This is a genomic window from Streptomyces sp. NPDC034049 (assembly GCF_055575575.1).
Window position 1 is genome coordinate 504,395 of sequence record NZ_JBVISJ010000006.1, and the last position, 24,300, is coordinate 528,694.

Annotated in this window: 19 protein-coding genes and 1 rRNA gene; 6 read left to right on the forward strand and 14 right to left on the reverse strand. The window is 72.4% G+C overall.

What is annotated here, in order from left to right; genetic code table 11:
• Positions 1–21: 21 nt before the first annotated feature.
• From ACZ52C_RS21005 to ACZ52C_RS21015, 3 genes are all read right to left on the reverse strand, one after another.
• Positions 22–2,112 carry a tetratricopeptide repeat protein gene (locus ACZ52C_RS21005; RefSeq protein WP_469076134.1) on the reverse strand — a complete coding sequence of 697 codons (2,091 nt, stop codon included), beginning with the start codon at positions 2,110–2,112 and terminating at the stop codon, positions 22–24.
• Between the two features lie 249 nt (positions 2,113–2,361).
• Complete coding sequence (locus ACZ52C_RS21010) at positions 2,362–2,988, reverse strand: NUDIX domain-containing protein (RefSeq protein WP_469076135.1); 627 nt, start codon at positions 2,986–2,988, stop codon at positions 2,362–2,364.
• A gap of 96 nt (positions 2,989–3,084) precedes the next feature.
• The gene (locus ACZ52C_RS21015; protein WP_319236284.1) at positions 3,085–4,743 is read right to left on the reverse strand and encodes a CTP synthase; all 1,659 of its coding nucleotides are present in this window, start codon (positions 4,741–4,743) and stop codon (positions 3,085–3,087) included.
• Positions 4,744–5,309: 566 nt separating this feature from the next.
• Between ACZ52C_RS21015 and ACZ52C_RS21020 the strand changes: the two genes are divergently transcribed.
• From ACZ52C_RS21020 to ACZ52C_RS21030, 3 genes are all read left to right on the forward strand, one after another.
• Positions 5,310–7,112 carry a glycoside hydrolase family 15 protein gene (locus ACZ52C_RS21020; RefSeq protein WP_469076165.1) on the forward strand — a complete coding sequence of 601 codons (1,803 nt, stop codon included), beginning with the start codon at positions 5,310–5,312 and terminating at the stop codon, positions 7,110–7,112.
• Positions 7,113–7,365: 253 nt separating this feature from the next.
• A complete protein-coding gene (locus ACZ52C_RS21025) occupies positions 7,366–8,748 on the forward strand; it encodes an FAD-binding protein (protein ID WP_469076136.1) in 1,383 nt (460 codons plus the stop codon).
• Between the two features lie 21 nt (positions 8,749–8,769).
• Complete coding sequence (locus ACZ52C_RS21030) at positions 8,770–10,419, forward strand: PucR family transcriptional regulator (protein ID WP_469076137.1); 1,650 nt, start codon at positions 8,770–8,772, stop codon at positions 10,417–10,419.
• A 21-nt stretch (positions 10,420–10,440) separates the two neighbouring features.
• Here the strand turns inward: ACZ52C_RS21030 and ACZ52C_RS21035 are convergent, their stop codons facing one another.
• From ACZ52C_RS21035 to ACZ52C_RS21055, 5 genes are all read right to left on the reverse strand, one after another.
• The gene (locus ACZ52C_RS21035; protein WP_469076138.1) at positions 10,441–11,577 is read right to left on the reverse strand and encodes a glycosyltransferase family 4 protein; all 1,137 of its coding nucleotides are present in this window, start codon (positions 11,575–11,577) and stop codon (positions 10,441–10,443) included.
• Between the two features lie 201 nt (positions 11,578–11,778).
• Positions 11,779–13,497 carry a DNA repair protein RecN gene (gene recN / locus ACZ52C_RS21040; protein ID WP_469076166.1) on the reverse strand — a complete coding sequence of 573 codons (1,719 nt, stop codon included), beginning with the start codon at positions 13,495–13,497 and terminating at the stop codon, positions 11,779–11,781.
• Between the two features lie 174 nt (positions 13,498–13,671).
• Positions 13,672–14,577: an NAD kinase gene (locus ACZ52C_RS21045; protein ID WP_192364600.1), complete on the reverse strand. Its 906-nt coding sequence runs from the start codon at positions 14,575–14,577 to the stop codon at positions 13,672–13,674.
• A complete protein-coding gene (locus tag ACZ52C_RS21050; protein ID WP_469076139.1) occupies positions 14,574–15,389 on the reverse strand; it encodes a TlyA family RNA methyltransferase in 816 nt (271 codons plus the stop codon). The genes ACZ52C_RS21045 and ACZ52C_RS21050 overlap by 4 nt, the downstream gene beginning before the upstream one ends.
• A gap of 7 nt (positions 15,390–15,396) precedes the next feature.
• A complete protein-coding gene (locus ACZ52C_RS21055; protein WP_469076140.1) occupies positions 15,397–15,699 on the reverse strand; it encodes a hypothetical protein in 303 nt (100 codons plus the stop codon).
• Between the two features lie 42 nt (positions 15,700–15,741).
• On the opposite strand from ACZ52C_RS21055, the gene ACZ52C_RS21060 reads away from it, so the two are divergent.
• Positions 15,742–16,089, forward strand: a complete 348-nt coding sequence (locus ACZ52C_RS21060) for an SCP2 sterol-binding domain-containing protein (protein WP_469076141.1) — start codon at positions 15,742–15,744, stop codon at positions 16,087–16,089.
• Here the strand turns inward: ACZ52C_RS21060 and ACZ52C_RS21065 are convergent.
• From ACZ52C_RS21065 to ACZ52C_RS21080, 4 genes are all read right to left on the reverse strand, one after another.
• The gene (locus tag ACZ52C_RS21065) at positions 16,073–16,984 is read right to left on the reverse strand and encodes an ABC transporter ATP-binding protein (protein WP_469076142.1); all 912 of its coding nucleotides are present in this window, start codon (positions 16,982–16,984) and stop codon (positions 16,073–16,075) included. The genes ACZ52C_RS21060 and ACZ52C_RS21065 overlap by 17 nt on opposite strands.
• Complete coding sequence (locus ACZ52C_RS21070) at positions 16,981–18,063, reverse strand: FecCD family ABC transporter permease (RefSeq protein WP_469076143.1); 1,083 nt, start codon at positions 18,061–18,063, stop codon at positions 16,981–16,983. The genes ACZ52C_RS21065 and ACZ52C_RS21070 overlap by 4 nt, the downstream gene beginning before the upstream one ends.
• Positions 18,060–19,103 carry a FecCD family ABC transporter permease gene (locus ACZ52C_RS21075; RefSeq protein WP_469076144.1) on the reverse strand — a complete coding sequence of 348 codons (1,044 nt, stop codon included), beginning with the start codon at positions 19,101–19,103 and terminating at the stop codon, positions 18,060–18,062. The genes ACZ52C_RS21070 and ACZ52C_RS21075 overlap by 4 nt, the downstream gene beginning before the upstream one ends.
• Before the next feature lie 89 nt (positions 19,104–19,192).
• Positions 19,193–20,221 (reverse strand): HAD hydrolase-like protein, encoded by a 1,029-nt coding sequence (locus ACZ52C_RS21080; protein WP_469076145.1) that lies wholly within the window; start codon positions 20,219–20,221, stop codon positions 19,193–19,195.
• Between the two features lie 125 nt (positions 20,222–20,346).
• On the opposite strand from ACZ52C_RS21080, the gene ACZ52C_RS21085 reads away from it, so the two are divergent.
• Positions 20,347–21,639, forward strand: a complete 1,293-nt coding sequence (locus ACZ52C_RS21085; protein WP_469076146.1) for a DUF1015 family protein — start codon at positions 20,347–20,349, stop codon at positions 21,637–21,639.
• A 94-nt stretch (positions 21,640–21,733) separates the two neighbouring features.
• On the opposite strand, the gene ACZ52C_RS21090 is transcribed toward ACZ52C_RS21085, so the two are convergent.
• On the reverse strand, positions 21,734–22,615 hold the full coding sequence (locus ACZ52C_RS21090) for a tetratricopeptide repeat protein (RefSeq protein ID WP_469076167.1): 882 nt from the start codon (positions 22,613–22,615) through the stop codon (positions 21,734–21,736).
• A gap of 72 nt (positions 22,616–22,687) precedes the next feature.
• Here ACZ52C_RS21090 and ACZ52C_RS21095 point away from each other — a divergent pair, with 72 nt between their 5' ends.
• Positions 22,688–23,977, forward strand: a complete 1,290-nt coding sequence (locus ACZ52C_RS21095; RefSeq protein WP_469076168.1) for a hypothetical protein — start codon at positions 22,688–22,690, stop codon at positions 23,975–23,977.
• Positions 23,978–24,008: 31 nt separating this feature from the next.
• Here the strand turns inward: ACZ52C_RS21095 and rrf are convergent.
• Positions 24,009–24,125, reverse strand: a 5S ribosomal RNA gene (rrf, locus tag ACZ52C_RS21100).
• Between the last annotated feature and the right edge of the window lie 175 nt (positions 24,126–24,300).

Sequence of the window (24,300 nt, forward strand, 5' to 3'; positions counted from 1 at the left end):
GCTGTCTAGCCTTTCAATGCATCAATCTTTCGCGGATGCACTACGGATTTCGCAGGTGTTAGCACCCTGTTCCGGCTCGATCTCGCCGGTTTCGGGGTCCGGGGCCTCGTCGCCGAGCAGCCGCTCGGCGGCCGCCCGGTGCAGCCGGGCCGCGGCGGGGTCGCCGAGCCGCTCCAGGGTGTCGGCGATCCGCAGTTGGATCGCGGCCTGCAACCGGACGTCGTCGGCGCGCCGCGCCCACTCTGCGGCCTCCTGGCAGGTCCTCAGCGCCTCCTCGGGCCGCCCGGCGTACTCCTGGACCCGCGCCATCTCGCTCAACACCCGCGCCTGGCCGCCCACATCGCCGAGCCGGCGGTGGCCGGTGAGCGCCGAGCTCCAGTTGCGCAGCGCCTCGCCGTACCGGCCCGCGTAGGTGTGCGTGGCTGCGATCCGGCCGTACAGCCGGGTGGCGTCCTCGCGCTCGTCCCGGGCCAGCCGCTGGGCCAGCGCCCTGCCGTACCAGTCGGCGGCCCGCTCGTAGTCCTCCAGCTCCTGATGGGCGGCGCCCACGGATTCCATCGCGCGGCCGGTGGCGTACGGGTCGTTCGCCCGCCGTCCGGCGTCGAGCGCGGCCCGGTAGCGGGCCAGCGCCGCCGTCGTACGGCCGGTCCGGGCGTCCAGGTCGCCCAGGTTCAACAGGGCGGCCGCCTGCTCGCGGGGCAGCTCGCGGCGCTCGGCGACATCGAGGACGAGCCCGTGCAGGTCGTACAGGTCCGGGGCGGCGGCCTGCGTGCCGAAGTGCGCCACCAGGGCTCTGACCAGCTGCGACATCAGGCGACGGGCAAGGGTGTCCAGCTCGCCGTCGGCGACCGCGAGCCGGGCCGCGGCCAGCAGCGCGGGCCGGCGCACGCGCAGCCACTCCTCGGCGGCCCGGGGCGTCGGGAACCGCAGTTCCTTGGGCATCGCGAGGAGCTTCTCGCGGGCCAGCGGGCTGTCGGTCTCGGTGATGGCCCGGCAGGACTGCAGCAGCCGCACGGTCCGCTCCAGCATCCGCGCCCGGGCCAGCTGCAGTTCCCCCGGCCGCGCCTGGCTCTCCACGAGGGACCGCAGGAGCGGCTGGAGACAGCCGGGGACCTCGTACTGCGGCAGCGGCGAGTCGACCTCGCGCAGGAAGCCCAGGGCCACGAAGTCGTCCAGGGCGCCCCGGGCCGTGCCGACCGAGCAGCCGGCGAGACCGGAGGCGATGTGCGGGTCGACGAGGCCGGCGGGGGCCAGGGCGAGCAGCGGCAGTATCCGGGCGGCGGTGGTCGGCAGCGAGGCGTACGACAGCTTGAAGATCTTGGTGTGCGGCGGGCTGTCGTCCTCGTCGGTGCGCAGCTGTTTGGCCAGATCGGAGACGGCGACGGAGGGCCGGGCGGCCAGCCAGCCCCCGGCGAGCCGCAGCGCGGCGGGCTGGGCCCCGCACACCTCGGCGAGCCCCTCGGCGGAGCGCGGGTCCACGGTGATGCGCACCGAGCCGCTGAAGCGTTCCAGCAGCTCCACGGCGGACTTGGTGTCCAGCCCGCCCAGGGTGCAGGGGCGGACGTCGGAGATGCCCGTCAGCGGCCCGCCGGAGACCGCGACGACCAGGGAGTCCGGGGTGTCCGGCAGCAGCGCGTCGACCTGCTCGGCGTCGGCCGCGTCGTCCAGCAGGAGCACCACCCGGCGGTCGGCCAGCGCCGCGCGCAGCGCCTCGCTGAGGTCGTCCTCGTCGGCACCGGCCGGCGCCGGGAGCCCGAGCCCGCCGAGCAGTTCCCGCGCCGCGCGCTCGACCGGGATCCGGGTGCCGTCGGGTTCGGTGAGGCGGGTCCGCAGCACCCCATCGGGGTAACCGTCGGTAACTTGCCGGACGAGTTCCTCGGCGAGCGCGGTGCGGCCGAAGCCGGGCCGGCCGGCGATGAGCAGCACGCGCGCGTGGGGCGCCTTGCGGCCCGCCAGTGTGTTGAGCCCGGCCCGGTCGATGTCGGCCCGCAGTTCCTTCAACTCTCGCGTACGGCCCAGGAACTGACTCTCCGTGAGGGCGGCCTCGACAGCCGGGGGCCGCCCCGTTCCGGACACCCGGGCATCCCCGAGATCCACCGCCTGATCCGCCACGGGCCACACTCCCGTCCCACCGCACGCGCAAGCCCGCCGGGACTCCGGTTCGGGCGTTTCCCGAGCCTAGTTCACGCTCTGCGACGATCAGGGCGGAGCGGGGCGGTGAGATCGCTCGATCGGATCAGCAGATCGTACGACTGGCAGCGGTCGGAGTGATGGGGAGGAGTCGGGCCCCAGGCTTTCAGGGGCGCGGGGAACTGCCCGACAAGCCACGACGGACCCGCAGCTCACCCACGCCCCGGCCACCTAGATCTCGAAGGGCCGTGCGGGCCACGGCGCCTCGGCCGCCCGCAGCGACTCCACCCCGCCCGCACCGCGCGCGGCCACCAGCGAAAGCACCCCCACCACGAGGCAGTTGTTGTGCAGCTCCCCCGCGAGCACCCCCCGCACCAGCTCGTCCAGCGGCACCCGGGCCAACTCCATGTCGGCCTCCTCGTCCTCCACCTCGAACCGCCGCCCCTCGGCCTCGGAGAGGTCCCGGGCCAGGAAGATCCGCACGGCCTCGTCGCAGCCGCCGGGCGTGGTGTAGACGTCGGTGAGGACCCGCCACTCCTCCGCCTTGACGTGCGCCTCCTCGTACAGCTCGCGCTGGGCGGCGTGCAGCGGGTTCTCGCCGGGCACGTCGAGCAGCCCGGCCGGGATCTCCCACAGCTTCTCGCGGACCGGGTGCCGGTACTGCCGGATGACGAGGACCCGGTCCTGGTCGTCGACGGCGAGGACGGCGACGGACCCGGGGTGCACCTGGTAGTCGCGGCGGACGACCGACCCGTCGGGCATCACCACGTCGTCCGTGCGCACGGAGGTCTTCTTGCCGACGAACGGCGTCTCGCTCGCCCGGATCTCCCACTCCTCGGCGGTGTCCTTGATCGTCATGTCGACTCGTCCTCCCACACATGCAAAAAGAAACCGGGGCACACGTCCCGAAAGACGCGCACCCCGGTCACCGTACAGCTCTCGCGCCGCTCGGCTTTACTTGCCGGTCTTCCGCTCCACGGCGGCCTTCACCAGCCCCGCGAACAGCGGGTGCGGGCGGGTCGGACGGGAGCGCAGCTCGGGGTGCGCCTGGGTCGCGACCAGGTAGGGGTGGACCTCGCGCGGGTACTCGACGTACTCGACGAGCTTGCCGTCGGGCGAGGTCCCGGTGAACTGCAGACCGGCCTTCTTCTCCAGTTCCGCGCGGTAGGCGTTGTTCACCTCGTAGCGGTGGCGGTGGCGCTCCTCGACGTACTCCTTGCCGTCGTACACCTCGCGCACGATCGACCCCTCGGCGAGCTTGGCCGGGTACATGCCCAGCCGCATCGTGCCGCCCATGTCGCCCTCACCGGCGACGATGTCGAGCTGCTCGGCCATGGTGGAGATGACCGGGTGCGCAGTGCCGGAGTCGAACTCGGTGGAGTTGGCGTCCGGGATGTCGGCCAGGTTGCGGGCGGCCTCGATCACGATGCACTGCAGGCCCAGGCAGAGGCCGAGCAGCGGGATCCTGTTCTCGCGGGCGTACCGGATGGCGCCGACCTTGCCGGAGACGCCCCGGTCGCCGAAGCCGCCGGGGATGCAGATGGCGTCGACGTCGGCGAGCTGGGCCGCGGCGCCGGCCGGGGTCTTGCAGTCGTCCGAGGTGACCCACTTGATCTTCACCCGGGCCTTGTTGGCGAAGCCGCCCGCGCGCAGCGCCTCGGTGACCGAGAGGTAGGCGTCGGGCAGGTCGATGTACTTGCCGACCAGCGCCAGGTTGATCTCGTGCAGCGGGTTGTGGACGCGGTCGAGCAGGTCGTCCCAGGTCGTCCAGTCCACGTCGCGGAACGGCAGGTCCAGCTTGCGGACCACATAGGCGTCCAGGCCCTCGCCGTGCACGGTCTTGGGGATGTCGTAGATCGAGCGGGCGTCGGGGCACGCGACCACGGCCGCCTCGTCGACGTCGCACATCAGGGAGATCTTGCGCTTGATCGCGGCGGGCACCTCGCGGTCGCAGCGCAGCACGATCGCATCTGGCTGGATACCGATGTTGCGCAGCGCCGCAACCGAGTGCTGCGTCGGCTTCGTCTTCAGCTCTCCCGAAGGCCCGATGTACGGCAGGAGCGAGATGTGGACGACGAAGACGTTGTCACGGCCGACCTCGTGGCGGACCTGGCGGACGGTCTCCAGGAACGGCAGCGACTCGATGTCGCCGACCGTCCCGCCGACCTCCGTGATGACGACGTCGACCTCGTCGGAGGCCATGCGCCGGATGCGGTGCTTGATCTCGTTGGTGATGTGCGGGATGACCTGGACGGTGTCGCCCAGGTACTCGCCGCGCCGCTCCTTGGCGATGACCGTGTTGTAGACCTGGCCGGTGGTGACGTTGGCCGAGCCGTCCAGGTCACGGTCGAGGAAGCGCTCGTAGTGGCCGATGTCCAGGTCGGTCTCGGCGCCGTCGTTGGTGACGAACACCTCACCGTGCTGGAAGGGGTTCATCGTGCCGGGGTCGACGTTCAGGTAGGGGTCGAGCTTCTGCATCACGACGCGCAGGCCACGGGCCTTGAGCAGCATGCCGAGGCTGGAGGCGGTCAGACCCTTGCCGAGCGAGGAGGCGACACCCCCGGTGACGAAGATGTGCTTTGTCGTCGTGTTTCGAAAAGCAGCGGGCGGCATGGCCAAGAGGGGGCTCCCGTGGTCGCGGTTCGGTGTGCGGGTCGGCCGCCGCCCGAGCTCATCCGTCGGGGGTGCCTTCGCTGCGGTTCGGGGGTCCCTCTTGTGTCGGGGCGCCCACCGGTCCACGGGCTACCAGGGTATCAGCGACACGACACGATCGCTTCCGGCCACGCTCCGCGCACGGGCCGACACGGACCTCGTACGATCGTCGGCGCATCCCGGTCGGTCTTCACCATTGGCTCACCCGTTCGGCTCACTCGTGTTGCCTGGAGCGGCACGCGGAGCCCTCCGGTGCGTCGTATCCTCTTCGGACACTCGCTGCCGAGCGCGGCCGGCGCGACGGCACCACCCCCGACCGTCTCCGGTAATCATGAGAGCTCGTCAGTTGGTTGAGCAACGATCGCCTCATATGCGTTGAGGATCGTTGAGCGACATCGCATGACACCGTCCCTTGGATCACTCTGGAAACATGGTTCCTTTGTCGATCCCTTGGGTCCCTTGACCGCACACCGCACAGCGACCGCCCCTCGGGGGGCGACGACGTGGCCGTTCGACTGGAGTTGCACGTGGCCGGGCGCATCGAAGACTACGCACTCATCGGAGACATGCAGACCGCCGCGCTGGTCTGCCGGGACGGCACGGTCGATTGGCTGTGCCTGCCCCGCTTCGACTCCCACGCCGTCTTCGCGGGACTGCTCGGCACCGAGGAGCACGGCTTCTGGAGACTGGGTCCCGCGCACGCGGCCGACGCCGAGCCGCCCACGGCCTCCCGGCGCCGGTACCGCGGCGACTCGCTGATCCTGGAATCCGAGTGGGACACCCCGCGCGGCACGGTCCGTGTGACGGACTTCATGCCGCCGCGTGACGGCGCCCCGCAGCTGATCCGGATCGTGGAGGGCGTCAGCGGCCGGGTGCCGATGCGCTCGGCGCTGCGCATGCGGTTCTCGTACGGCCGGGTGGTGCCCTGGGTGCACAAGCACGAGGGACGCACGGTGGCCGTCGCCGGGCCGGACTCGGTGTGGTTCGACACCGAGTGCGAGACCTACGGCAAGGCGCTGACCACCTACGCCGACTTCACCGTGACGCCGGGCGACCGGATCGCGTTCACGATCTCCTGGGAGCCCTCGCACAAGCAGCCCCCGCCGCTGCCGGAACCCGAGCCGTCGCTGCGGGCGACCGAGGAGTTCTGGCGCGACTGGGTGGAGCAGTGCACGTACCACGGCCCGTACCGCGAGGCCGTGATCCGCTCCCTGATCACGCTGAAGGCCCTGACGTACGCCCCCACCGGCGGCATCGTCGCGGCCCCGACGACATCCCTCCCGGAGCACATCGGCGGCGTCCGCAACTGGGACTACCGCTACACCTGGCTGCGCGACGCGGCCATCACGCTCTCCTCGCTGCTGCGCACCGGCTACCGCGACGAGGCCCGCGCCTGGCGCGAGTGGCTGTTGCGCGCCGTGGCCGGCGATCCGGAGAACCTGCAGATCATGTACGGCATCGCCGGTGAGCGGGAGCTGGGCGAGGCCGAGCTGGAGTGGCTGCCCGGGTACGAGAACTCCGCGCCCGTCCGGGTCGGCAACGGCGCCGCCCACCAGCTCCAGCTGGACGTGTACGGCGAGGTCACCGAGGCCCTGCACCTGGCCCACATGACGGGCCTGGCCCGCAACGACTACGCCTCCCTCCTCCAGCTGAAGCTGATCCGCTACCTGGAGGACCACTGGGACGAGCCGGACGAGGGCATCTGGGAGGTGCGCGGCCCGCGCCGCCACTTCGTGCACTCCAAGGTCATGGCCTGGGTCGCGGTGGACCGCACGATCAAGCTCATCGAGTCCGGTGACGCGGACGGCCCGCTGGAGAAGTGGCGCGAGCTGCGCGACGACATCCACCGGGACGTGTGCGAGAGGGGATACGACAAGGAGCGCAACACCTTCACCCAGTCCTACGGGTCGAAGGAACTGGACGCCTCGCTGCTGCTGATCCCGCAGATGGGCTTCCTGCCGCCGGACGACAAGCGGGTCATCGGCACCATCGAGGCGATCCAGCGCGAGCTGTCGACCCCGGACGGCTTCATCCTGCGCTACCCGACCTCCGGCGAGGACGAGGGCGTGGACGGGCTGCCGGGCGACGAGGGCGCGTTCCTCGCCTGCTCGTTCTGGATGGCGGACGACCTGGCGATGATCGGCCGGGTCGACGAGGCCCGCAAGCTCTTCGAGAAGCTGCTCTCCCTGCGCAACGACCTCGGCCTCCTCGCCGAGGAATGGGACCCGGTGCTCAAGCGCCAGGTCGGCAACTTCCCGCAGGCGTTCAGCCACGTCCCTCTCATCGACACCGCTCTGCGGCTGACCGCCTCGGGGGCGTACGGCGGTTGAGCGCGCGCCCTCCGGTCCGGCGCGCACGGCGGCGGACCGGGGCGCGCACAGGCGCACACGGCAAGCGCTTGCGCTCACTGGTAGGGGTGCTCGCGCTGCCTCGTCCCGTCTTCCTGTCTGCGGGCAGTCGTGCCGCCAGAGGCGGCACGGGTGGGCGCGGGCGGCACCTCGTCTCCGCCGGGCAGGCCCGATCCGCCTTGCCCGCCTAGCCTGGAAGGAGCCCTGTCCCCTGACCGAAAGGGGGCGGCTCACCATGGCTCCCCTCTCGAAGGCGCGGGCGGCGCTCGCCGCACTGCGCGAGGATCTGGCAGGCGACGTGTTCGCGCCGGACGACCCGGGGTACGACGACGCCCGCACGGTGTTCAACGCCATGATCGACCGGCGCCCGGCCGTGATCGCGCAGTGCGCCGACGAGACCGATGTCGTCCGCTCGGTCTGCTTCGCCCGCGACCTCGACCTGCCGATCGCGGTGCGCGGCGGCGGCCACAGCGTGGCCGGAATGGCACTGAACGACAACGGGCTCGTCATCGACCTCCGCCGTATGCACGAGGTCACGGTCGACCCCGTGTCCAGAACCGCACAGGTCGGCGGCGGCGCCACCATGAGCCACCTCGACCGCGCCACCGAGCCCCACCGCCTCGCCACCACCGGAGGCCGCGCGTCGACCACGGGGGTCGGCGGCTTCGTCCTCGGCGGCGGCAGCGGCTGGCTGGACCGCACCTTCGGGCTCGCCGTCGACAACCTGCTCGGCGTCGAACTGGTGACCGCCGACGGACACGCCGTCCACGCGGACACCGAGGAACACCCGGACCTGTTCTGGGCCCTGCACGGCGGCGGCGGGAACTTCGGCGTGGCGACCGCGCTCACCCTCCGGCTGCACGAACTGCCCGCCTTCGCCGTCGCCCTGCTGCTCTACCGCCCGGAACACGGCCCCGAGGTGATCCGCGTGTACCGCGAGGTCGTCGAGACCGGACCGCGCGAGGCGAGCGGCGGCGTCCTCTATCTCACCGCTCCGCCCGAGGAGTTCGTCCCCGAGCACCAGGTGGGCAAGCTCACCTGCGCCGTCCTGCTGACGTACGCGGGCACCGACGAGGACATGCGCAAGGTCGCCCAGCCGCTCCTGGCGCTGCCGCACGAGGCCGAGGTGGTCGGCGCGATGCCGTACGCGGACGTGCAGTGCATGATCGACGACCCGCCGGGCATGCGGAACTACTGGTCGGCGGAGTATCTGACCGGCCTGCCGGACGAGTTGGTGGACGTGCTCGCCACCCGCGCCTGGTCGATGCCCGTGCCGACCGGCACCCAGCACGTGCTCTTCCCGCTCGGCGGCGCGATACCGGAGGGCCCCGCCCACTATCCCGTCCCCTACCGGGACTCCCCCTGGGTCGTCCACCCCTTCGGCGTCTGGGAGGACCCCGAGGACGACGACCGGTGCAAGCGCTGGGTACGGGACGTGCGCGCCGACGTACGGCCGTGGAGCACCGGCGACGTCTACCTCAACTTCGTCGGCGACGAGGGCGCCGACCGGGTCGTCGCCGGTCTCGGCGTCGACAACTACCGGCGGCTGACGGCGGTGAAGACCGCGTACGACCCCGACAACGTCTTCCGCTTCAACCACAACATCCCGCCGGCCTGACGAGCGGGTACCGTCCGCTGCATGGACACCCGTCAAGGCCGCGAACCAGGTGAGGGCCGCGAGGCGCAGGGCGGCATCACCGTGCGGCGGGCGCTGGAGCTGCCCGGACTGCGCGGCGGCCTGCCGGAGGTCCTCGCGGGCGCCGACCGGCTGCACCGCACCGTGCGCTGGGTGCACGCGGGCGAGGTCCCCAACATCGCCTCGCTCCTCAAGGGCGGCGAGCTGCTGCTGACCACCGGGTACGGGCTCGGCACCCGCCCCGCCGACCAGCGCGCGTTCGTCCGGACCCTCGCCGAGCGCGGTATCTCGGCCCTGGTCGTCGAACTGGGCCCGCGGTTCGACCGGCTCCCCCCGGCCCTCGTCGAGACGGCGCGCTCGGCCGGGCTCCCGCTCGTCCAGCTGCACCGCGAGGTGGCCTTCGTGACGGTCACCGAGGAGATCCACACCGAGATCGTCAACGGCCACTACGCGCTGCTGCAGCAGGCCGAGGAGGTCCACCGCCGCTGCACCGAGGCCCTGCTCGGCGGCGGCGGGGTGCCACAGGTCCTCGGCATCCTGGCCGGCTTCAGCGGCAACCCGGTCTTCCTGGAGACCCCCGACGGACAGCTGCTGTACGCCGCCGGTACCGGTCCGGCGGACACCGATCCGCTCCAGGTGTGGGAGGGGCTGCGCGAACGGCACCAGGACGAGCCGCCCGCCGGGACGACCCTCGTCGACGTACCGGGCGGCGGTCCCGGCACCGGCTCGGTACGGGCCCGTCTGGTCCTCCTGCCCGTCGTGGCCCCCTTGGCGCCCGTCCACCGGATGGCGGCCGAACGCGCGGCCGGCATCCTCGCCGTCGTGCTGATGCAGGCCCGGCAGGAGGAGGAGCTGGCGGCACGGGGACGCGGCGACTTCCTCACCGACCTCGCCGAGGGCCGGGTCCGGGCCGAGGACGCGCCCGCGCAGGCCCGCGTCCTCGGCTTCAAGCCGGGCGCCGGCCCCCTGCTGCCCGTCGTGATGCGGCTCGCCGACGGCCTCTCCCCGGGCGGGGGCTGGGCCGTCCTGGCTCGCGCGGTGGCCGAGGAGCTGGCCTCCGTGGGCGTACCCGTGCTGCTCGGCGTACGCCCCGTGGAGGGCCGCGTACCGCTGCTGCTGGGCCTGCGCACGGAGTCGGAGCGTCCGGCGGTGGCCGACAGGGTCGCGGCGGCGCTCCGGGCCGGCGCGGAGCGCGCCGGGACGCAGCGGCCGGGTGGACGGCCGCCCGTGGTGGTCGTGGGCGTGCCCGGCGGCTGGGCGGCCGCCTCGGCGGGCCTCAGGCATGCGGCGGAGACGGCGACGGCCGCGCAGGGCCTGGCCGACCGCCCCTGGTACGACGCCCGGCGCCTCGACATCGACCTGCTGCTGTGGCGGCTGCGCGACCACCCCGACCTGGCCGCCTTCGTGGACCGCGCGATCGGCCCCCTGCGTGACCACGACGAGCGGTCCAGGCCCTCGCTGCTGCCGACCCTGGAGACCTATCTCGCGCACGCCGGCCGCAAGGCGGAGACCGCCCGCGAGCTGCACCTCAACCGCCAGACCCTCTACAACCGTCTCGCCCGCATCGGCGAACTGCTCGGCACCGACCTGGACGACCCCCAGGCGGTACTGGCCCTGAGCCTGGCCCTGCGGGCACGCCGACACGTCGGCTGAGGCCGGACGCCGGCCCGCCCGTCAGGTCAGGGGCCTGAGCTGCGTCAACTCGTCGTAGACACTGAGCACCTGGGCCACCGTCTCGTCCTCGGTCGGCCAGGTGGCCGCCTGCCGGGCACCCCGTTCCCGCAACACCTCGCGGTGGGCGGGGTCCCCGAGAAGGCGCAGGACGGCTCCGGCGAGCGCCCCGGCATCGCCGTACGGGACGAGTTCGGCGCCGTCGCCGACCAGGTCGGGCAGCGATCCGACGGCGGCGGCGACGAGCGGCACGCGCGCGTGCAGCGCCTGCTGCGCGAGGACCGAGCGGGCCTCGGGACCGCCGGGCAGCAGCGCGAGGTCGGCGGCCGCGACCAGTTCGGAGACGTCGTCGCGCCGCCCGACGAGCCGTACGGGCAGCTCCTCGTCCTCGATGCGCCGCTGCAGCACCCCCCGCGACGGCCCCTCACCCGCGACGACCAGCAGAGGGGCAGGGTCGAGCTCGCGCCACTGCCGGGCGGCGTCGAGCAGGGTCTCGTGCCCCCAGTGGCGGTCGAGCGTGCCGACGGCCATGAGCAACGGGCGTTCCGTGGCGCCCAGTTCGGCCCTGACCTTGGACGCGGGACGCTCCGGGTCCTCGCCGGGGACGGCCCGGCGCGACACGGGCAGCGCCACGGCGGCCAGCCGGGCGTCGCGCGCACCCCGGCTGCGGGCCCGGTCGACGAGGTCGGAGGAGGTGCCGAGGACCACGGCCGCCGCCTTGGCGACCCGCCGCTCCAACAGCCGCAGCAGATGCGCCCGCGCCCCCTCGGCGTGCGAGCGCGAGTGCAGGGTGACGACGAGCGGGGTGGTGCGCCGGCCGAGCGCGAGGGTGGCGCGGAAGCCGGCGTGCAGGCCGTGCGCGTGCACCAGGTCGGCGTCCGCGCAGGCACTGCGCAGACTCGCCACCGACGCCGGGTCGCTGCTGCGGGGCACATGGACGTGGTGGGCGCCGACACCGGTGAAGTCGTACAGACCGTCCGTCTCACCGGGGGCGCAGACGGTGACCCGCACGCCCCTGGCGACCAGTCCCGAGGCCAGCGATCGCACATGCGCGCTACTCACCGCGTTGCCGCCGCCGAGCACTTGCACGGTCCGCAGCGGCGACTGGCCGTGTGGTGAGTGGCTGCTCACGTGGCTCACGTGGCCGGGGCTCCTGGTTCGGGGTCGGACATACCTGACCAAGGATGCCAGGCCGCAAGGGTGTTCCGGGACAGCCGAACGGGGCAGCGGCCGGAAGGGCGGGCAACCCCGGACCCAGGCTCACCCACACGAGTGAACTCCCGCACGAGGTTGCCCCTCCACACGGCTCACGCCCCGCCGCGTGTCGGCGCGAAACAGCCCCTACGCGTCCGCGCGGGCCGCGGCCAGCAGTTCCTCCGCGTGCGCCCGTGCCGTCTCCGAGTCCTCCTGACCGGCGAGCATGCGCGACAGCTCACGCACCCGGTCCTCGCCCTCCAGGACCTTCACACCGGACCGGGTCACCGAACCGTCGTTGGTCTTCTCCACCAGCAGCTGCCGGTCGGCGAACGCCGCCACCTGGGGCAGATGCGTGACCACCACGACCTGCGCCGATCTGGCGAGCCGGGCGAGCCGCCGACCGATCTCGACCGCGGCCTTGCCGCCGACACCGGCGTCGACCTCGTCGAAGAGATACGTCGGCACCGGGTCCGTCCCCGCGAACACCACCTCGACGGCCAGCATCACCCGCGACAGCTCACCCCCGGACGCGCCCTTGGCGATGGGCCTCGGCGGCGCCCCCGGATGCGGCGCGAGCAGCAGCTCGACCTCGTCCGCGCCGGAGGGCCCGTACGCGACCGTACGCCCGCCCACCTCGACACCGTCCGGGTCGTCGGTCTGCCGGATCTCGAACGACACGCGCGCGTGCGGCATGGCGAGGGAGGCCAACTCGGCGGTGACGGCGGCGGCGAACCGCTCGGCGGCCTCCGCGCGGGCGTCCGTCAGGGCCTGCGCCAGGCCGCCCAGCTCGGCCCGCAGCGCGTCCCGCTCGGCGGTCAGCTCGTCGATGCGCTCGTCGTCGCCGTCGAGCTCGGTGAGCCGCTGGGCGCCCTCCTCGGCCCACGACAGCACCGCGGCGATGTCCTGGCCGTACTTCCGCGTCAGCGCCGTCAGCGCGGCCCGCCGCTCCTCCACGGCCGCCAGCCGCAGCGGGTCGGCGTCCAGGTCGTCGGCGTATCCCGCCAGCTCCCCGGCCACGTCGCCCAGCAGGATCCCGACCTCACCGATCCGCTCCGCGAGCGCGGCGAGCGCCGGGTCGTGCGACCGCACGGCCTCCAGCGCGCGGTGCGCGCCCGCGACGAGCGTCGAGGCGTCCACGCCCTCCGGGTCCTCCGGATTGCCCGCGAGCGCCGCGTGCGCGGCCGTCGCCGCGGAGGCCAGCGCCTCCGCGTGCCCGAGCCGCTCGGCCTCCTCGGCCAGCTCCACGTCCTCACCGGCCCGTGGCTCGACACCGGCGATCTCGTCCAGGCCGTACCGCAGCATGTCGGCTTCCTGGGCCCGCTCCCGCGCACGGGTGACGATCTCGTCCAGTTCACCGGCCACGGCCCGCAGCCGCCGGTAGGCCTCGCCGTACTTGGTCAGCGGTACGGCCACCGCGTCGCCCGCGTACCGGTCGAGCGCCGCCCGCTGCCGGGACTGCTTCAGCAGCCCCTGCTGGTCGGTCTGCCCGTGCACGGCGACGAGTTCGTCGGCCAGCTCGGCCAGCATCCCCACCGGGACCGAACGCCCGCCGAGATGTGCCCGGGACCGTCCCTCGGCGGAAACGGTACGGCTGATCAGCAGCGCACCGTCGTCGAGTTCGGCCCCGGCCTCCTCGGCCCGGACCACCGCCGACGCGCCCTCGGGCACGGCGATCCGGCCCTCCACGACGGCGTTCTTCGCACCGATCCGCACGAGCGCCGGGTCAGCCCGCCCGCCGAGCAGCAGGCCCAGGCTGGTGACGACCATGGTCTTGCCGGCACCCGTCTCACCCGTCACGGCGGTGAAGCCGGGCGACAACTCGACGACAGCATCGTCGATGACTCCGAGCGACCGTATCCGCATCTCCTCCAACACGGACACGACCTTACGAGGTCCGGAGACGGAAGTGCGACGCCCCCCGTCCCCAATGTCACCCCGGAGAGCTACAGCGCGCCCCGTCAGGGGCGCGGGGAACTGCGCGAGCAACCCCCACGAACCCGCAGCCGCCCACGAGTCCCCGCCGTCCCCCACATCGCGCTAGTGCCGAGCCCCCCGCCACCCGGAAACCGGCAGCGCGAACTTCGCCACCAGCCGATCCGTGAACGACGCGTGGTGCAGCCGCGCCAACCGCACCGGCACCGCCCCCCGCCGCACCTCGACCCGCGCCCCCGGCGGCAGCTCGACGGTCCGCCGCCCGTCGCACCACAGCACCCCTGGCGGAATGTGCGGCAGCACCTCCACCGCGAGCACCGAGTTCGGCGACGTCACCAGCGGCTTGGCGAACAGCGCGTGCGCGGAGATCGGCACCATCAGCAGCGCCTCGACCTCCGGCCACACCACCGGCCCGCCCGCCGAGAACGCGTACGCCGTCGACCCGGTCGGCGTCGACAGGACGATCCCGTCGCACCCGAACCCGGTCACCGGCCGCCCGTCGATCTCCAGGACGACTTCCAGCAGCTTCTCGGCGCCGGCCTTCTGCACGGCCGCCTCGTTCAGCGCCCAGTCCGTGTGGACGATGTCCCCGTTCTGGTGAACGACGACGTCGACGGTCATCCGCTCCTCGACCTCGTAGGACCTGGTCACCACCCGGTCGACGACCTTGTCGAGGTCGTCCCGCTCGGCCTCCGCGAGGAAACCGACGCTGCCGAGGTTGACGCCGAGCATCGGCACCCCGGACGCGCGGGCGAACTCGGCGCCGCGCAGCAGCGTGCCGTCACCGCCGAGGACGATCAGCAGCTCGCACCCGTCGAGGCACTGCGGGGTGGCCTCCTTGACGAGTTCCACCTCCTCCGGCAGCGGGATGTCCTCGGCCTCGTACTCCAGGACGCGCACGACGATGCCGTGGTGCAGCAGCCCCTTGACGACGAGTTCGGCACTGCGGATCGCCGCCGGCCGCCCGGTATGGGTGAGCAGGAAGACAGTTCGAGATCGGTCCTGAGTCACCGCGGCCCCTCCGCCACTGCTCGGTCTACGTCGGCCGGGTCCAGCGCGGGAGCCCCGGCACGCAGCCACAGAAAGTATTCGACATTCCCCGAGGGACCGGGCAGCGGACTGGCCGTCACACCCTTCACCCCGAGCCCCAGCTCCCCGGCCCGCCGGGCCACTTGGCGCACCGCCTCGGCGCGCAGCTCCGGGCTCCTCACCACTCCCCCACTGCCCAGCCGCTCCTTGCCCACCTCGAACTGCGGCTTGACCATCATCACCAGATCGGCGTCCGGCTTCACGCACCGCACCAGGGCGGGCAGTACCAGGCCGAGCGGGATGAAGGACAGATCCCCCACGACAAGATCCACAGGCTCCCCATCGATCGCTTCGAGCGTCAACTCGCGTACGTTCGTACGGTCCTTGACGGTGACGCGTTCATCACTGCGCAGAGTCCAGGCGAGTTGTCCGTATCCGACGTCCACGGCGACGACGTGCGCGGCTCCAGCCCGGAGCAGCACGTCGGTGAACCCGCCGGTGGAGGCTCCGGCGTCCAGCGCCCGGCGCCCCTCGACGGCCAGCCCCAGGGGGACGAAGGCCTCCAAGGCCCCGGCGAGCTTGTGGCCGCCTCTGGACACGTACTCGGGGTCGCCGTCGTCGCTCGCGACCACGATCGCGGCCGCCGTCTCCACCTGGGTGGCGGACTTGGTCGCGACGGTCTTGCCGACGGTGACCCGGCCGGCGGCGATCAGCTGGCTCGCGTGCTCACGCGACCGCGCGAGCTTCCGCCGGACCAGTTCGGCGTCCAGACGGCGGCGTGCGACTCCTGCCACGTTCGGTTCAGCTCCTGCTTTCGTACGGTCGCGGGGGCACCGGAGGTCCCGGGCGGGCGTCCAGCGCGGTGAGCGCGTCGCGCAGCCCCCGGTGTACATCCTCGTACACCTCCACGTGGCCGTCGGTGGCGAGGTGGTCGGCGTCGGCCAGCCGGTCGAGGGCGAGGTCGACCTCGGGGTGGCCGGTGGCGGTGCGGGGCACGTCCAGCGGCGCCGGGGCGGCGGGGTCGTACTCGGGTTCGGCCTCGGCCGCCGGCTCCGGAACCGCCGCGTCCGTCTCCGCCACGGCCTCGGGCAAAGAGTCGCTCATGCCCAGACGCTACCGCGAAGCTCTGGGGTACCGTCGATCGCGATGGCAACGATCGATGAGTGCCGCGCCGCGCTCGAAAAGCTCTCGGACACCATGGCAGGCGCCGACGGACAGGTGCGCGAGGCGACGGCCCTCGACCGTTCGGTGAGCTGCCACATCACGGACCTCGACATCACCTTCGTGGGCCGGATGCGGGACGGCCGGATCGAGGTGCGCGACACCCTCCAGGGGCCACCCACCGAGAAGGCCCAGATCCGGCTCGCGATGACGGGCGACGACCTGGTGGCCCTCGTCGACGGCGAACTGAACTTCGCCAAGGCCTGGGGCTCGGGCCGCGTGAAGCTGGAGGCGGGCTTCCGGGACCTGCTCCAGCTCAGGAAGCTCCTGTAGCTCCCACCTTCGCGGCATTCTCGGTCTTCGCGGCCTTCTCGGGCCCCGCCGTCCCGGTCCTGGCCCGGCGCGCCGCCGGCACCACCAGCGGCGTGCCCGTCTCCGGGTCGTCGATGACCTGGCAGCGCAGCCCGAACACCTCCTCGACCAGCTCGGCCGTGACGATCTCGGAGGGTGCGCCCTCGGCGATCACCGAGCCGCCGCGCAGGGCGATGAGGTGGGTGGCGTAGCGGGCGGCGTGGTTGAGGTCGTGCAGCACGGCGACCAGCGTGCGGCCCTGCTGCTCGTGGAGTTCGGCGCACAGGTCGAGCACGTCGATCTGGTGCTGGATGTCGAGGAAGGTGGTCGGCTCGTCGAGCAGCAGCAGCGGGGTCTGCTGGGCGAGCGCCATGGCGATCCAGACCCGCTGGCGCTGGCCGCCGGACAGCTCGTCGACGTAACGGTCGGCCAGCTCGGCGACCCCGGTCGATTCCATGGACTCCCGCACGATCCGCTCGTCCTCGGCCGACCACTGCCGCAGCAGCCCCTGGTGCGGGTACCGGCCGCGGCCCACGAGGTCGCCGACGGTGATCCCGTCCGGCGCGATCGACGACTGCGGCAGCAGCCCGAGCGTCCGGGCGACCTTCTTCGCGGGCATCGACTGGATGACCTGCCCGTCGAGCAGCACGCGCCCCTCGGACGGCTTCAGCATCCGTGACAGGGCGCGGAGCAGTGTGGACTTGCCGCAGGCGTTGGGGCCGACGATCACGGTGAAGGAGTTGTCGGGAATCTCCACCGACAGCTGCTCGGCGATGACCCGCTGGTCGTAGGCGAGGGTGACGTTCTCGGCGGACAGGCGGTTCACGGTGCTCCTCTTGTCGTTCGCGTGCGCCGACGCGCTGTCGTTGTCGTTCATATCCGCCCGGCCTTCCGCTCGGTGACCAGCAGCCACAGCAGGTAGACGCCGCCGAGTACGCCGGTGACCACGCCGACCGGCAGCTGGTCGGCCCCGAAGGCCCGCTGCGAGGCCCAGTCGGCGACGATCAGCAGGGTCGCCCCCATGCACATCGCGGGCACCAGGTTCGGGCCCGGGGAGCGGGTCAGCCGCTTGGCGAGCTGGGGCGCGGTGAGGGCGACGAAACTGACCGGCCCTGCGGCGGCGGTGGCCCCCGCGGTGAGCAGCACGGCCGACACCATCAGCAGCAGCCGTACGCGCTCGACGCTCACCCCGAGGGCGTACGACACGTCGTCGCCCATCTCCATCATCCGCAGCCCGCGCGCGTTGCCGAGCACCAGCGGCACGAGGAGCGCGCACATGATCAGCAGCGGCCAGACCTGCTCCCAGTCACGCCCGTTGAGGGAACCGGTCATCCACACGACCGCGCGGGCCGCGTCGACGAGGTCGGCCTTGGTGATCAGATAGCCGTTGACCGCCGTGACGATCGCCGAGACACCGATGCCGACCAGCACGAGCCGGTAGCCGTGCACGCCCCGCTTCCACGCCAGCATGTAGATCGCGAGGCCGGTGACCAGACCGCCGACGAGCGCCCCGAGGGCCACCTGGTCGGCGCTGCCGGAGAACAGCACGATGACGACCAGCGCGCCGGCGGTGGCGCCCTGGGAGAGGCCGAGCACGTCCGGACTGCCCAGCGGGTTGCGGGAGATGGACTGGAACAGCGCCCCGCCGAGCCCGAGCGAGGCCCCGACGAGCAGCCCGACCAGGACTCTGGGCAGCCGCAGCTCGTTGACGATGAACTCCTGGCCCGCGTTCCCGTTGCCGAACAGCGTCCGCAGGACGTCGCCGGCCGGGATCGGGAAGTCGCCGGTGCCGATCAGTACGACGCTCGCGGTGAGCGCCGCCACCAGCAGCAGGACGACGACGGTGAACGCCCGTACGTCCAGCCGGACGGACAGTCCGCCGGGCGTGCGCAGCGCACGGCCGCGCCCGGCACGCTCGCCCCTGTCGTGTGTCTCCCTCGTGGCCTGCGTCTTCACAGCTGGGCCGTCCTCCGCCGTCGTACGAGAAAGATGAAGACCGGACCGCCCAGGATCGCGGTGACGATGCCGACCTGAAGCTCCGCGGGCCGCGCCACCATGCGACCGATCACATCGGCGCCGAGCAGCAGCACGGGAGACAGGACGGTCGCGTACGGCAGGATCCAGCGCAGGTCGGGCCCGGTGAAGGAGCGCACCACGTGCGGGACCATCAGCCCGACGAAGACGATCGGCCCGCAGGCGGCGGTCGCGGCCCCGCACAGCACGGTGGCGGCGGCCATGGAGAGCGCGCGGGTGCGGTTGAGGTTGGCGCCGAGCGCGCGTGCGGTGTCGTCGCCCATGGCCATCGCGTTCAGCGGGCGGGCGAGCAGCAGCGCGACGACCGTGCCGACGGCCAGGAACGGCAGCACCTGGGTGATGGTCCCGTCGGTCGCCGAGGCCAGCGAACCGACCGTCCAGAAGCGCATCTTGGAGAGCGCCGCGTCGTCCATGATCATCACGGCCTGGAGGTAGCCGTAGAGCGCAGCGCTGATCGCCGTGCCCGCGAGCGCGAGCCGCACCGGCGTCGCGCCCCGGCTGCCGCCGAGGAACCAGACCAGCGCCCCCACCGCGGCGGCACCCGCGAACGCGAACCACACATAGCCGCTCAGCGAGGTGACGCCGAAGTAGGTGATGGCGGTGACCACGGCCGCGGACGCGCCCGCGTTGATGCCGAGCAGGCCCGGGTCGGCCAGCGGGTTCCGGGTGAGCGCCTGGAGGACGGCACCGGCCAGCCCGAGCGCGGCCCCCGCGAGCAGTCCGAGGAGCGTGCGCGAGATCCGCTCCCCGACCACGGCGTCGCCGTACGTCCCCGTGTCCTCGAACAGACCGTGCCAGACCTGCTCGAAGGAGAGTTCTTTCGCACCGATCGCGATGCTCGCCAGGGCGACCAGGCCGAGGAGCACGAGGGCCACGACAAGCCCGACGGCTCGTACCGCCCGGCGGTTCGGGGGCGCGGGGGCGGTGTCCGCGCTCGGTTCAGGAGGACTGTCGACCAACACCCGGTTAGGTTAGCCTATCCTCCTTTTTCGGCTCGATCGCGTCCCCGAACACCGCCCGGTCGTACGGAGGCGGGTGCCCACTCAGCCCGTCACAACCCCAGCCGGGCCAGCGCCTTCCCCCCGTCCAGCTCGCACGATCCCTCACCGGCCGCCGTCCAGGCCGCCGCACACAGCGCCCGCAGCCCGTCCAGGGCCTCGCCCTCGCCGTCGAGTTCCAGCCGATCCGGCCCCGCCGTGGCCGTCCAGCCGCCGCAGCGGAAACCCGCGCCCGCCTCGACGACCTCCGGCTGCCCGGTCAGCATGCCCCGCAGATCGGCGTCGACGTACGTCGGCCGGTGCTGCGGGGGCGCGGCCAGCAGCTGCGGGCCGTCGGTCACCCCGGTCAGCACCAGCAGCGAGTCGACCTCGCCGTTGAACGCGCCCTCGATGTCCGTGTCCAGCCGGTCGCCGACCACCAACGGCCGCCGGGCGCCGGTCCGCAGGATCGTCTCGCGGTGCATCGGCGGCAGCGGCTTGCCCGCCACCTGCGGCTCGGCACCGGTGGCGATCCGGACGACCTGCACCGCCGCCCCGTTGCCCGGCGCGATCCCGCGCGCGCTCGGGATCGTCAGATCGGTGTTGGACGCGAACCACGGCACCCCGCGCGCGATGGCGAAGCAGGCCTCCGCGAACCGCCCCCAGGGCAGCTCGGGGCCGCCGTACCCCTGCACCACCGCCGCCGGATCGTCGTCCGCCGACTCGACCGGCTCAAGACCCCGCTCCCGCAGCGCCACCCGCAGCCCCTCGCCACCGATGACCAGCACCCGCGCCCCGGCGGGCAACTGCTCGCTGATCAGCCGGGCCACGGCCTGCGCCGAGGTGATGACGTCACCGGCCTCGGTCGGTATCCCGAGGGCCGTCAGATGCGCGGCCACCGTGTCGGGCGTCCGCAGCGCGTTGTTGGTGACGTACGCCAGGTGCATCCCACCGGCGCGCGCCGTGCTCAGGGACTCCACGGCGTACGCGATCGCACTCCCTCCCGCGTACACCACCCCGTCCAGATCGAGCAGAGCCGTGTCGTACGCCTCGCTCAGGGCCCGCCCACTGCCGTCGGGCCGCGTCCTGACTGCCTGGCTCATCGTGCTCCGCTCCTCGCTGGGTCCACCGGTCGCCCGACCTGGCGGGCGGTGCCCGTCGGTCAACAATCGGTCAGGTCACTTTCCCCGATCATCCCTCACGGCACCGACACCCATACGATGCATCAATGAACTACGCAGGTCCCGCGGAGGAGAACCCGGCGCGCAGCGGCCTCGAACTGACCCCGTTCCGGGGGCTTCGCTACGACCCCGACCGGGTCGGCAGCCTGGCCGCCGTGACATCACCGCCGTACGACGTCGTCGTACGGCCGGACGGTCTGCTCCACCTCGAATCCGCCGATCCGTACAACATCGTCCGCCTGATACTCCCCCAGGCGGGTACCCCCGCCGCCCGTGACGAACAGGCCTCCGACACACTGCGCCGTTGGCTCGCCGACGGCGTCCTCGCCGCCGACGCCGAGCCCGGTCTCTACGTCTACGAGCAGGCGGACGGCAGCATCCTCCAACGCGGTCTCATAGGCGCCCTGCGCCTCTCCGAGCCCTCCGCGGGCGTGGTCCTGCCCCACGAGGACGTCATCCCCCATGTCATCGCCGACCGCGCGGCCCTGATGCGCGCCACCCGCACCAACATGGAGCCCCTGCTCCTCACCTACCGGGGTGACGGCGCGACGACCGGCGCGACAGCCGTCGTCGAACGCACCACGGAACGCGCCCCGCTCCTCGCCACGACCACGGAGGACGGCTTCGGCCATCGCCTCTGGGCGGTCACCGATCCCGCCGACCTAGCCGAGATCCGGTCGGACCTCGCCCGCCACCAGGCCCTGATAGCCGACGGCCACCACCGCTGGGCGACCTACCTCCGGCTCCGCACGGAGCATCCGTCGCCCAGCCCCTGGGACTACGGCCTGGTCCTGCTGGTCGACACCGTTCGCTACCCCCTGCGCGTGCGCGCGATCCACCGCCTCCTCCATCAACTCCCGCTCAGCGACGCCCTCACCGCCCTGGACGGCCTGTTCCGCGTACGCCGGCTCGACGTGGCGCTCCCGGAGGCCCTCGACGCCCTGGCGGACGCGTCCGCCGCCGGCAACGCCTTCGTCCTCGCGGGTGACGGCGCCTTCCACCTCGTCGACCGCCCGGACCCGGACCTCCTCGCCCGTACGATCCCCGCCGACCGACCGACGGCCTGGCGCACCCTGGACGCGACGGTTCTGCACGCCACCCTCCTCGACCACGTCTGGCGCATCCCCGAGGACTCCCCGGCGCATGTCGCCTACATCCACGACACGGCCGCCACGGTCGAGAAGGCCGAACGGGACGGCGGCACGGCCGTCCTCATGCACCCGGTCCGCGAGGAGGTCGTACGCGACCTGGCCCGCCAGGGCGTCACCATGCCCCGCAAGTCCACGTCGTTCGGCCCCAAGCCGGCGTCGGGACTGGTCCTGCGCGCACTGGAGCTCTGACCCGGCGCCCTCCGCAGGCCGGGACCCGAGGGCCGGACATACGAAAGGGCGGGATCCTGTACGGGATCCCGCCCTTCACCGTCTCTGCCGGACGTCAGTCCTTGTCGTCCTCGTCGAGGTTTTCGTCGAGGTTGTCGTCGACATCGAGGTCCTCATCGACGCCGAGGTCCTCGACGGCCGTGGCCGACGTGTCCTGGAGCGCCTTGGCATCCTCGGCTTCCTCGGGACCGCGCTGCTCGACGTCATCCGCGACGCCGCCCTCGTGCTCGGTTTCGTCCCCGGCCTCGTCCTCGGCCTCGACGAGGGCGTCCACGAACTCGACGCCGTCCATCTCCGCGAGCCGGTCCGACGCGTCCGTGCTGCCGTCCTTGTCGGCCTCGACGGCCTTGGCGAACCACTCGCGCGCCTCGCCCTCACGCCCGGCCGCGAGCAACGCGTCGGCGTAGGCGTACCGCAGGCGCGCGGTCCACGGTTGTACGGAGTTGGAGGCCAGCTCGGGGCTCTGCAGGGTCACGATGGCCGCGTCGAGCTGGTCCATGTCACGCCGGGCGCCGGCCGCGACGAGCCGCATCTCGACCTGCCCGGCCTTGTCCAGCTTGTGCACCTCGGGCGCCCCGGCCATGTCGAGCGCCTTCTCGGGCCGCCCGAGACCACGCTCGCAGTCCGCCATGACGGGCCACAGCTCGACGTTCCCGGTCATCCGCCGGGCCGCGCGGAACTCCGCGAGGGCCTCGCTGTACTTCTGGTTCGCGTACGCCGCGAAGCCGGCCGCCTCCCGCACGGCCGCAACACGCGACGCCAGCCGCAGCGCCACCCGGGAGTAGCCGTACGCGCCCTCGGGGTCCTCGTCGATGAGCCGCGCGACCATCACCAGGTTCTTGGCGACGTCCTCCGCGAGCGTCTTCGGCAGGCTCTGCAGCTCCTGCCGTACGTCCTTGTCGATCTCCTCGCCGGTGACGTCCTCCGGGATCGGCAGCCGCTTGATCGGCTCACGGTCCCGGTCCCGCTCGTCGCGGAAGCGCCCACCGCCACGACGGTCGTCGCCGCCTTGCCGGTCGTCCCGGCCACGGAAGCCACCGGGCCGACCCCCACGGTCGTCCCGACGGGGACCACGGCCCCGGTCGTCCCGGCCGCGATCGTCGCGCCCGCGGAAACCGCCGCCACGCTCACCACCACGGCTGTCGTCACGACGGAAGCCACCGCCACGCTGCTCGCCACGGCTGTCGTCACGACGGAACCCACCACGGTCGTCATCACGTCGGAAGCCACCACGGTCGTCGTCGCGACGGAACGCGGGACGATCACCCTCACGACGCTCAGGACGAGCGGGGCGGTCGTCACGGCGGAAGTCATCGCGACGGTCATCGCGGCGGAAGGGCGGACGGTCCCCGTCACGACGGTCGTCACGACGGAAGTCATCGCGACGGTCGTCACGGCGGAAGGGCGGACGCCCACCGCGATCGTCCCCGCGTCGCTCGTCGCGGCCACGGTCGTCGCGACCGCGGAACCCGCCACCGCGCTGCTCGCCACGGCTGTCGTCACGACGGAAGCCACCGCGGTCGTCGTCACGACGGAACGCGGGACGGTCACCCTCACGACGCTCAGGACGAGCGGGGCGGTCGTCACGACGGAACCCACGGTCGCGGTCGTCGCGACGGAAGCCACCACGATCGCCACGGTCCCCGCCGTCGCGCCGGTCGTCCCTGCGGTCATCCCGACGGTCGTCACGACGGAACGCGGGACGGTCGTCACGACGGTCATCTCGACGGAACGCGGGACGGTCATCCCGACGGAACGCGGGACGGTCGTCACGGCGGTCGTCACGGCGGTCGTCACGACGGAAAGCCGGCCGATCGCCGTCCTTCCGGAAGCCACGGTCGCGATCCCGGTCGTCACGACGAGGGGCTCCCGGACGGTCGTCGCGACGGAACGCGGGACGAGGCCCACGGTCACCATCACGGCGGTCGTCGCGGCCGCGGTCGTCGCGGCCGCGGAAACCGCCGCCACGCTGCTCACCAGCACGGTTGTCGTCACGACGGAAGCCACCACGGTCGTCGCGGCGATCGTCGCGACGGAACCCCCCTCGGTCATCCCCCCGACGGTCATCCCCACGGCGGTCGTCGCTGCGGCGGTCGTCACGCCGGCCGTAGCCACCACGGTCGTTGTCACGCCGCTCATTGTCACGGCGCGGTCCACCGCGGTAGCCGCCACGGTCACCACTGTCCCGTCGCCGCTGGTCGCGCTCCGGTCGATCGTCGGGAGAGTTGGTGGACATGGTGACTCCTGTCTTCGGTACTGCAAGCATTCTAGAAACAAAAGGACCCCTGGTCCCAGCTGAACGCTGGGACCAGGGGTCCTTTCCAAAGATTGTTCGGCGGCGTCCTACTCTCCCACAGGGTCCCCCCTGCAGTACCATCGGCGCTGTAAGGCTTAGCTTCCGGGTTCGAAATGTAACCGGGCGTTTCCCTCACGCTATGACCACCGAAACCCTAATGGTTTCGAGCGAACAAGCACACTTTTCTTTTGTGCGTTCTACTCAACCGACAACAGTCGTTGTCTCAGAACTAACACAGTGGACGCGAGCAACTGAGGACAAGCCCTCGGCCTATTAGTACCAGTCAACTCCACCCGTTACCAGGCTTCCATATCTGGCCTATCAAC

Excerpts from the sequence above, each read along its gene's own strand:
- ACZ52C_RS21030 (WP_469076137.1), top strand. The coding sequence starts at position 8,770 with ATGGACACCCGTCAAGGCCGCGAACCAGGTGAGGGCCGCGAGGCGCAG.
- ACZ52C_RS21065 (WP_469076142.1), bottom strand. The coding sequence starts at position 16,984 with ATGAACGACAACGACAGCGCGTCGGCGCACGCGAACGACAAGAGGAGC.
- ACZ52C_RS21025 (WP_469076136.1), top strand. The coding sequence starts at position 7,366 with ATGGCTCCCCTCTCGAAGGCGCGGGCGGCGCTCGCCGCACTGCGCGAG.
- ACZ52C_RS21010 (WP_469076135.1), bottom strand. The coding sequence starts at position 2,988 with ATGACGATCAAGGACACCGCCGAGGAGTGGGAGATCCGGGCGAGCGAG.
- ACZ52C_RS21015 (WP_319236284.1), bottom strand. The coding sequence starts at position 4,743 with ATGCCGCCCGCTGCTTTTCGAAACACGACGACAAAGCACATCTTCGTC.
- ACZ52C_RS21085 (WP_469076146.1), top strand. The coding sequence starts at position 20,347 with ATGAACTACGCAGGTCCCGCGGAGGAGAACCCGGCGCGCAGCGGCCTC.
- ACZ52C_RS21080 (WP_469076145.1), bottom strand. The coding sequence starts at position 20,221 with ATGAGCCAGGCAGTCAGGACGCGGCCCGACGGCAGTGGGCGGGCCCTG.
- ACZ52C_RS21060 (WP_469076141.1), top strand. The coding sequence starts at position 15,742 with ATGGCAACGATCGATGAGTGCCGCGCCGCGCTCGAAAAGCTCTCGGAC.
- ACZ52C_RS21055 (WP_469076140.1), bottom strand. The coding sequence starts at position 15,699 with ATGAGCGACTCTTTGCCCGAGGCCGTGGCGGAGACGGACGCGGCGGTT.
- recN (WP_469076166.1), bottom strand. The coding sequence starts at position 13,497 with ATGCGGATACGGTCGCTCGGAGTCATCGACGATGCTGTCGTCGAGTTG.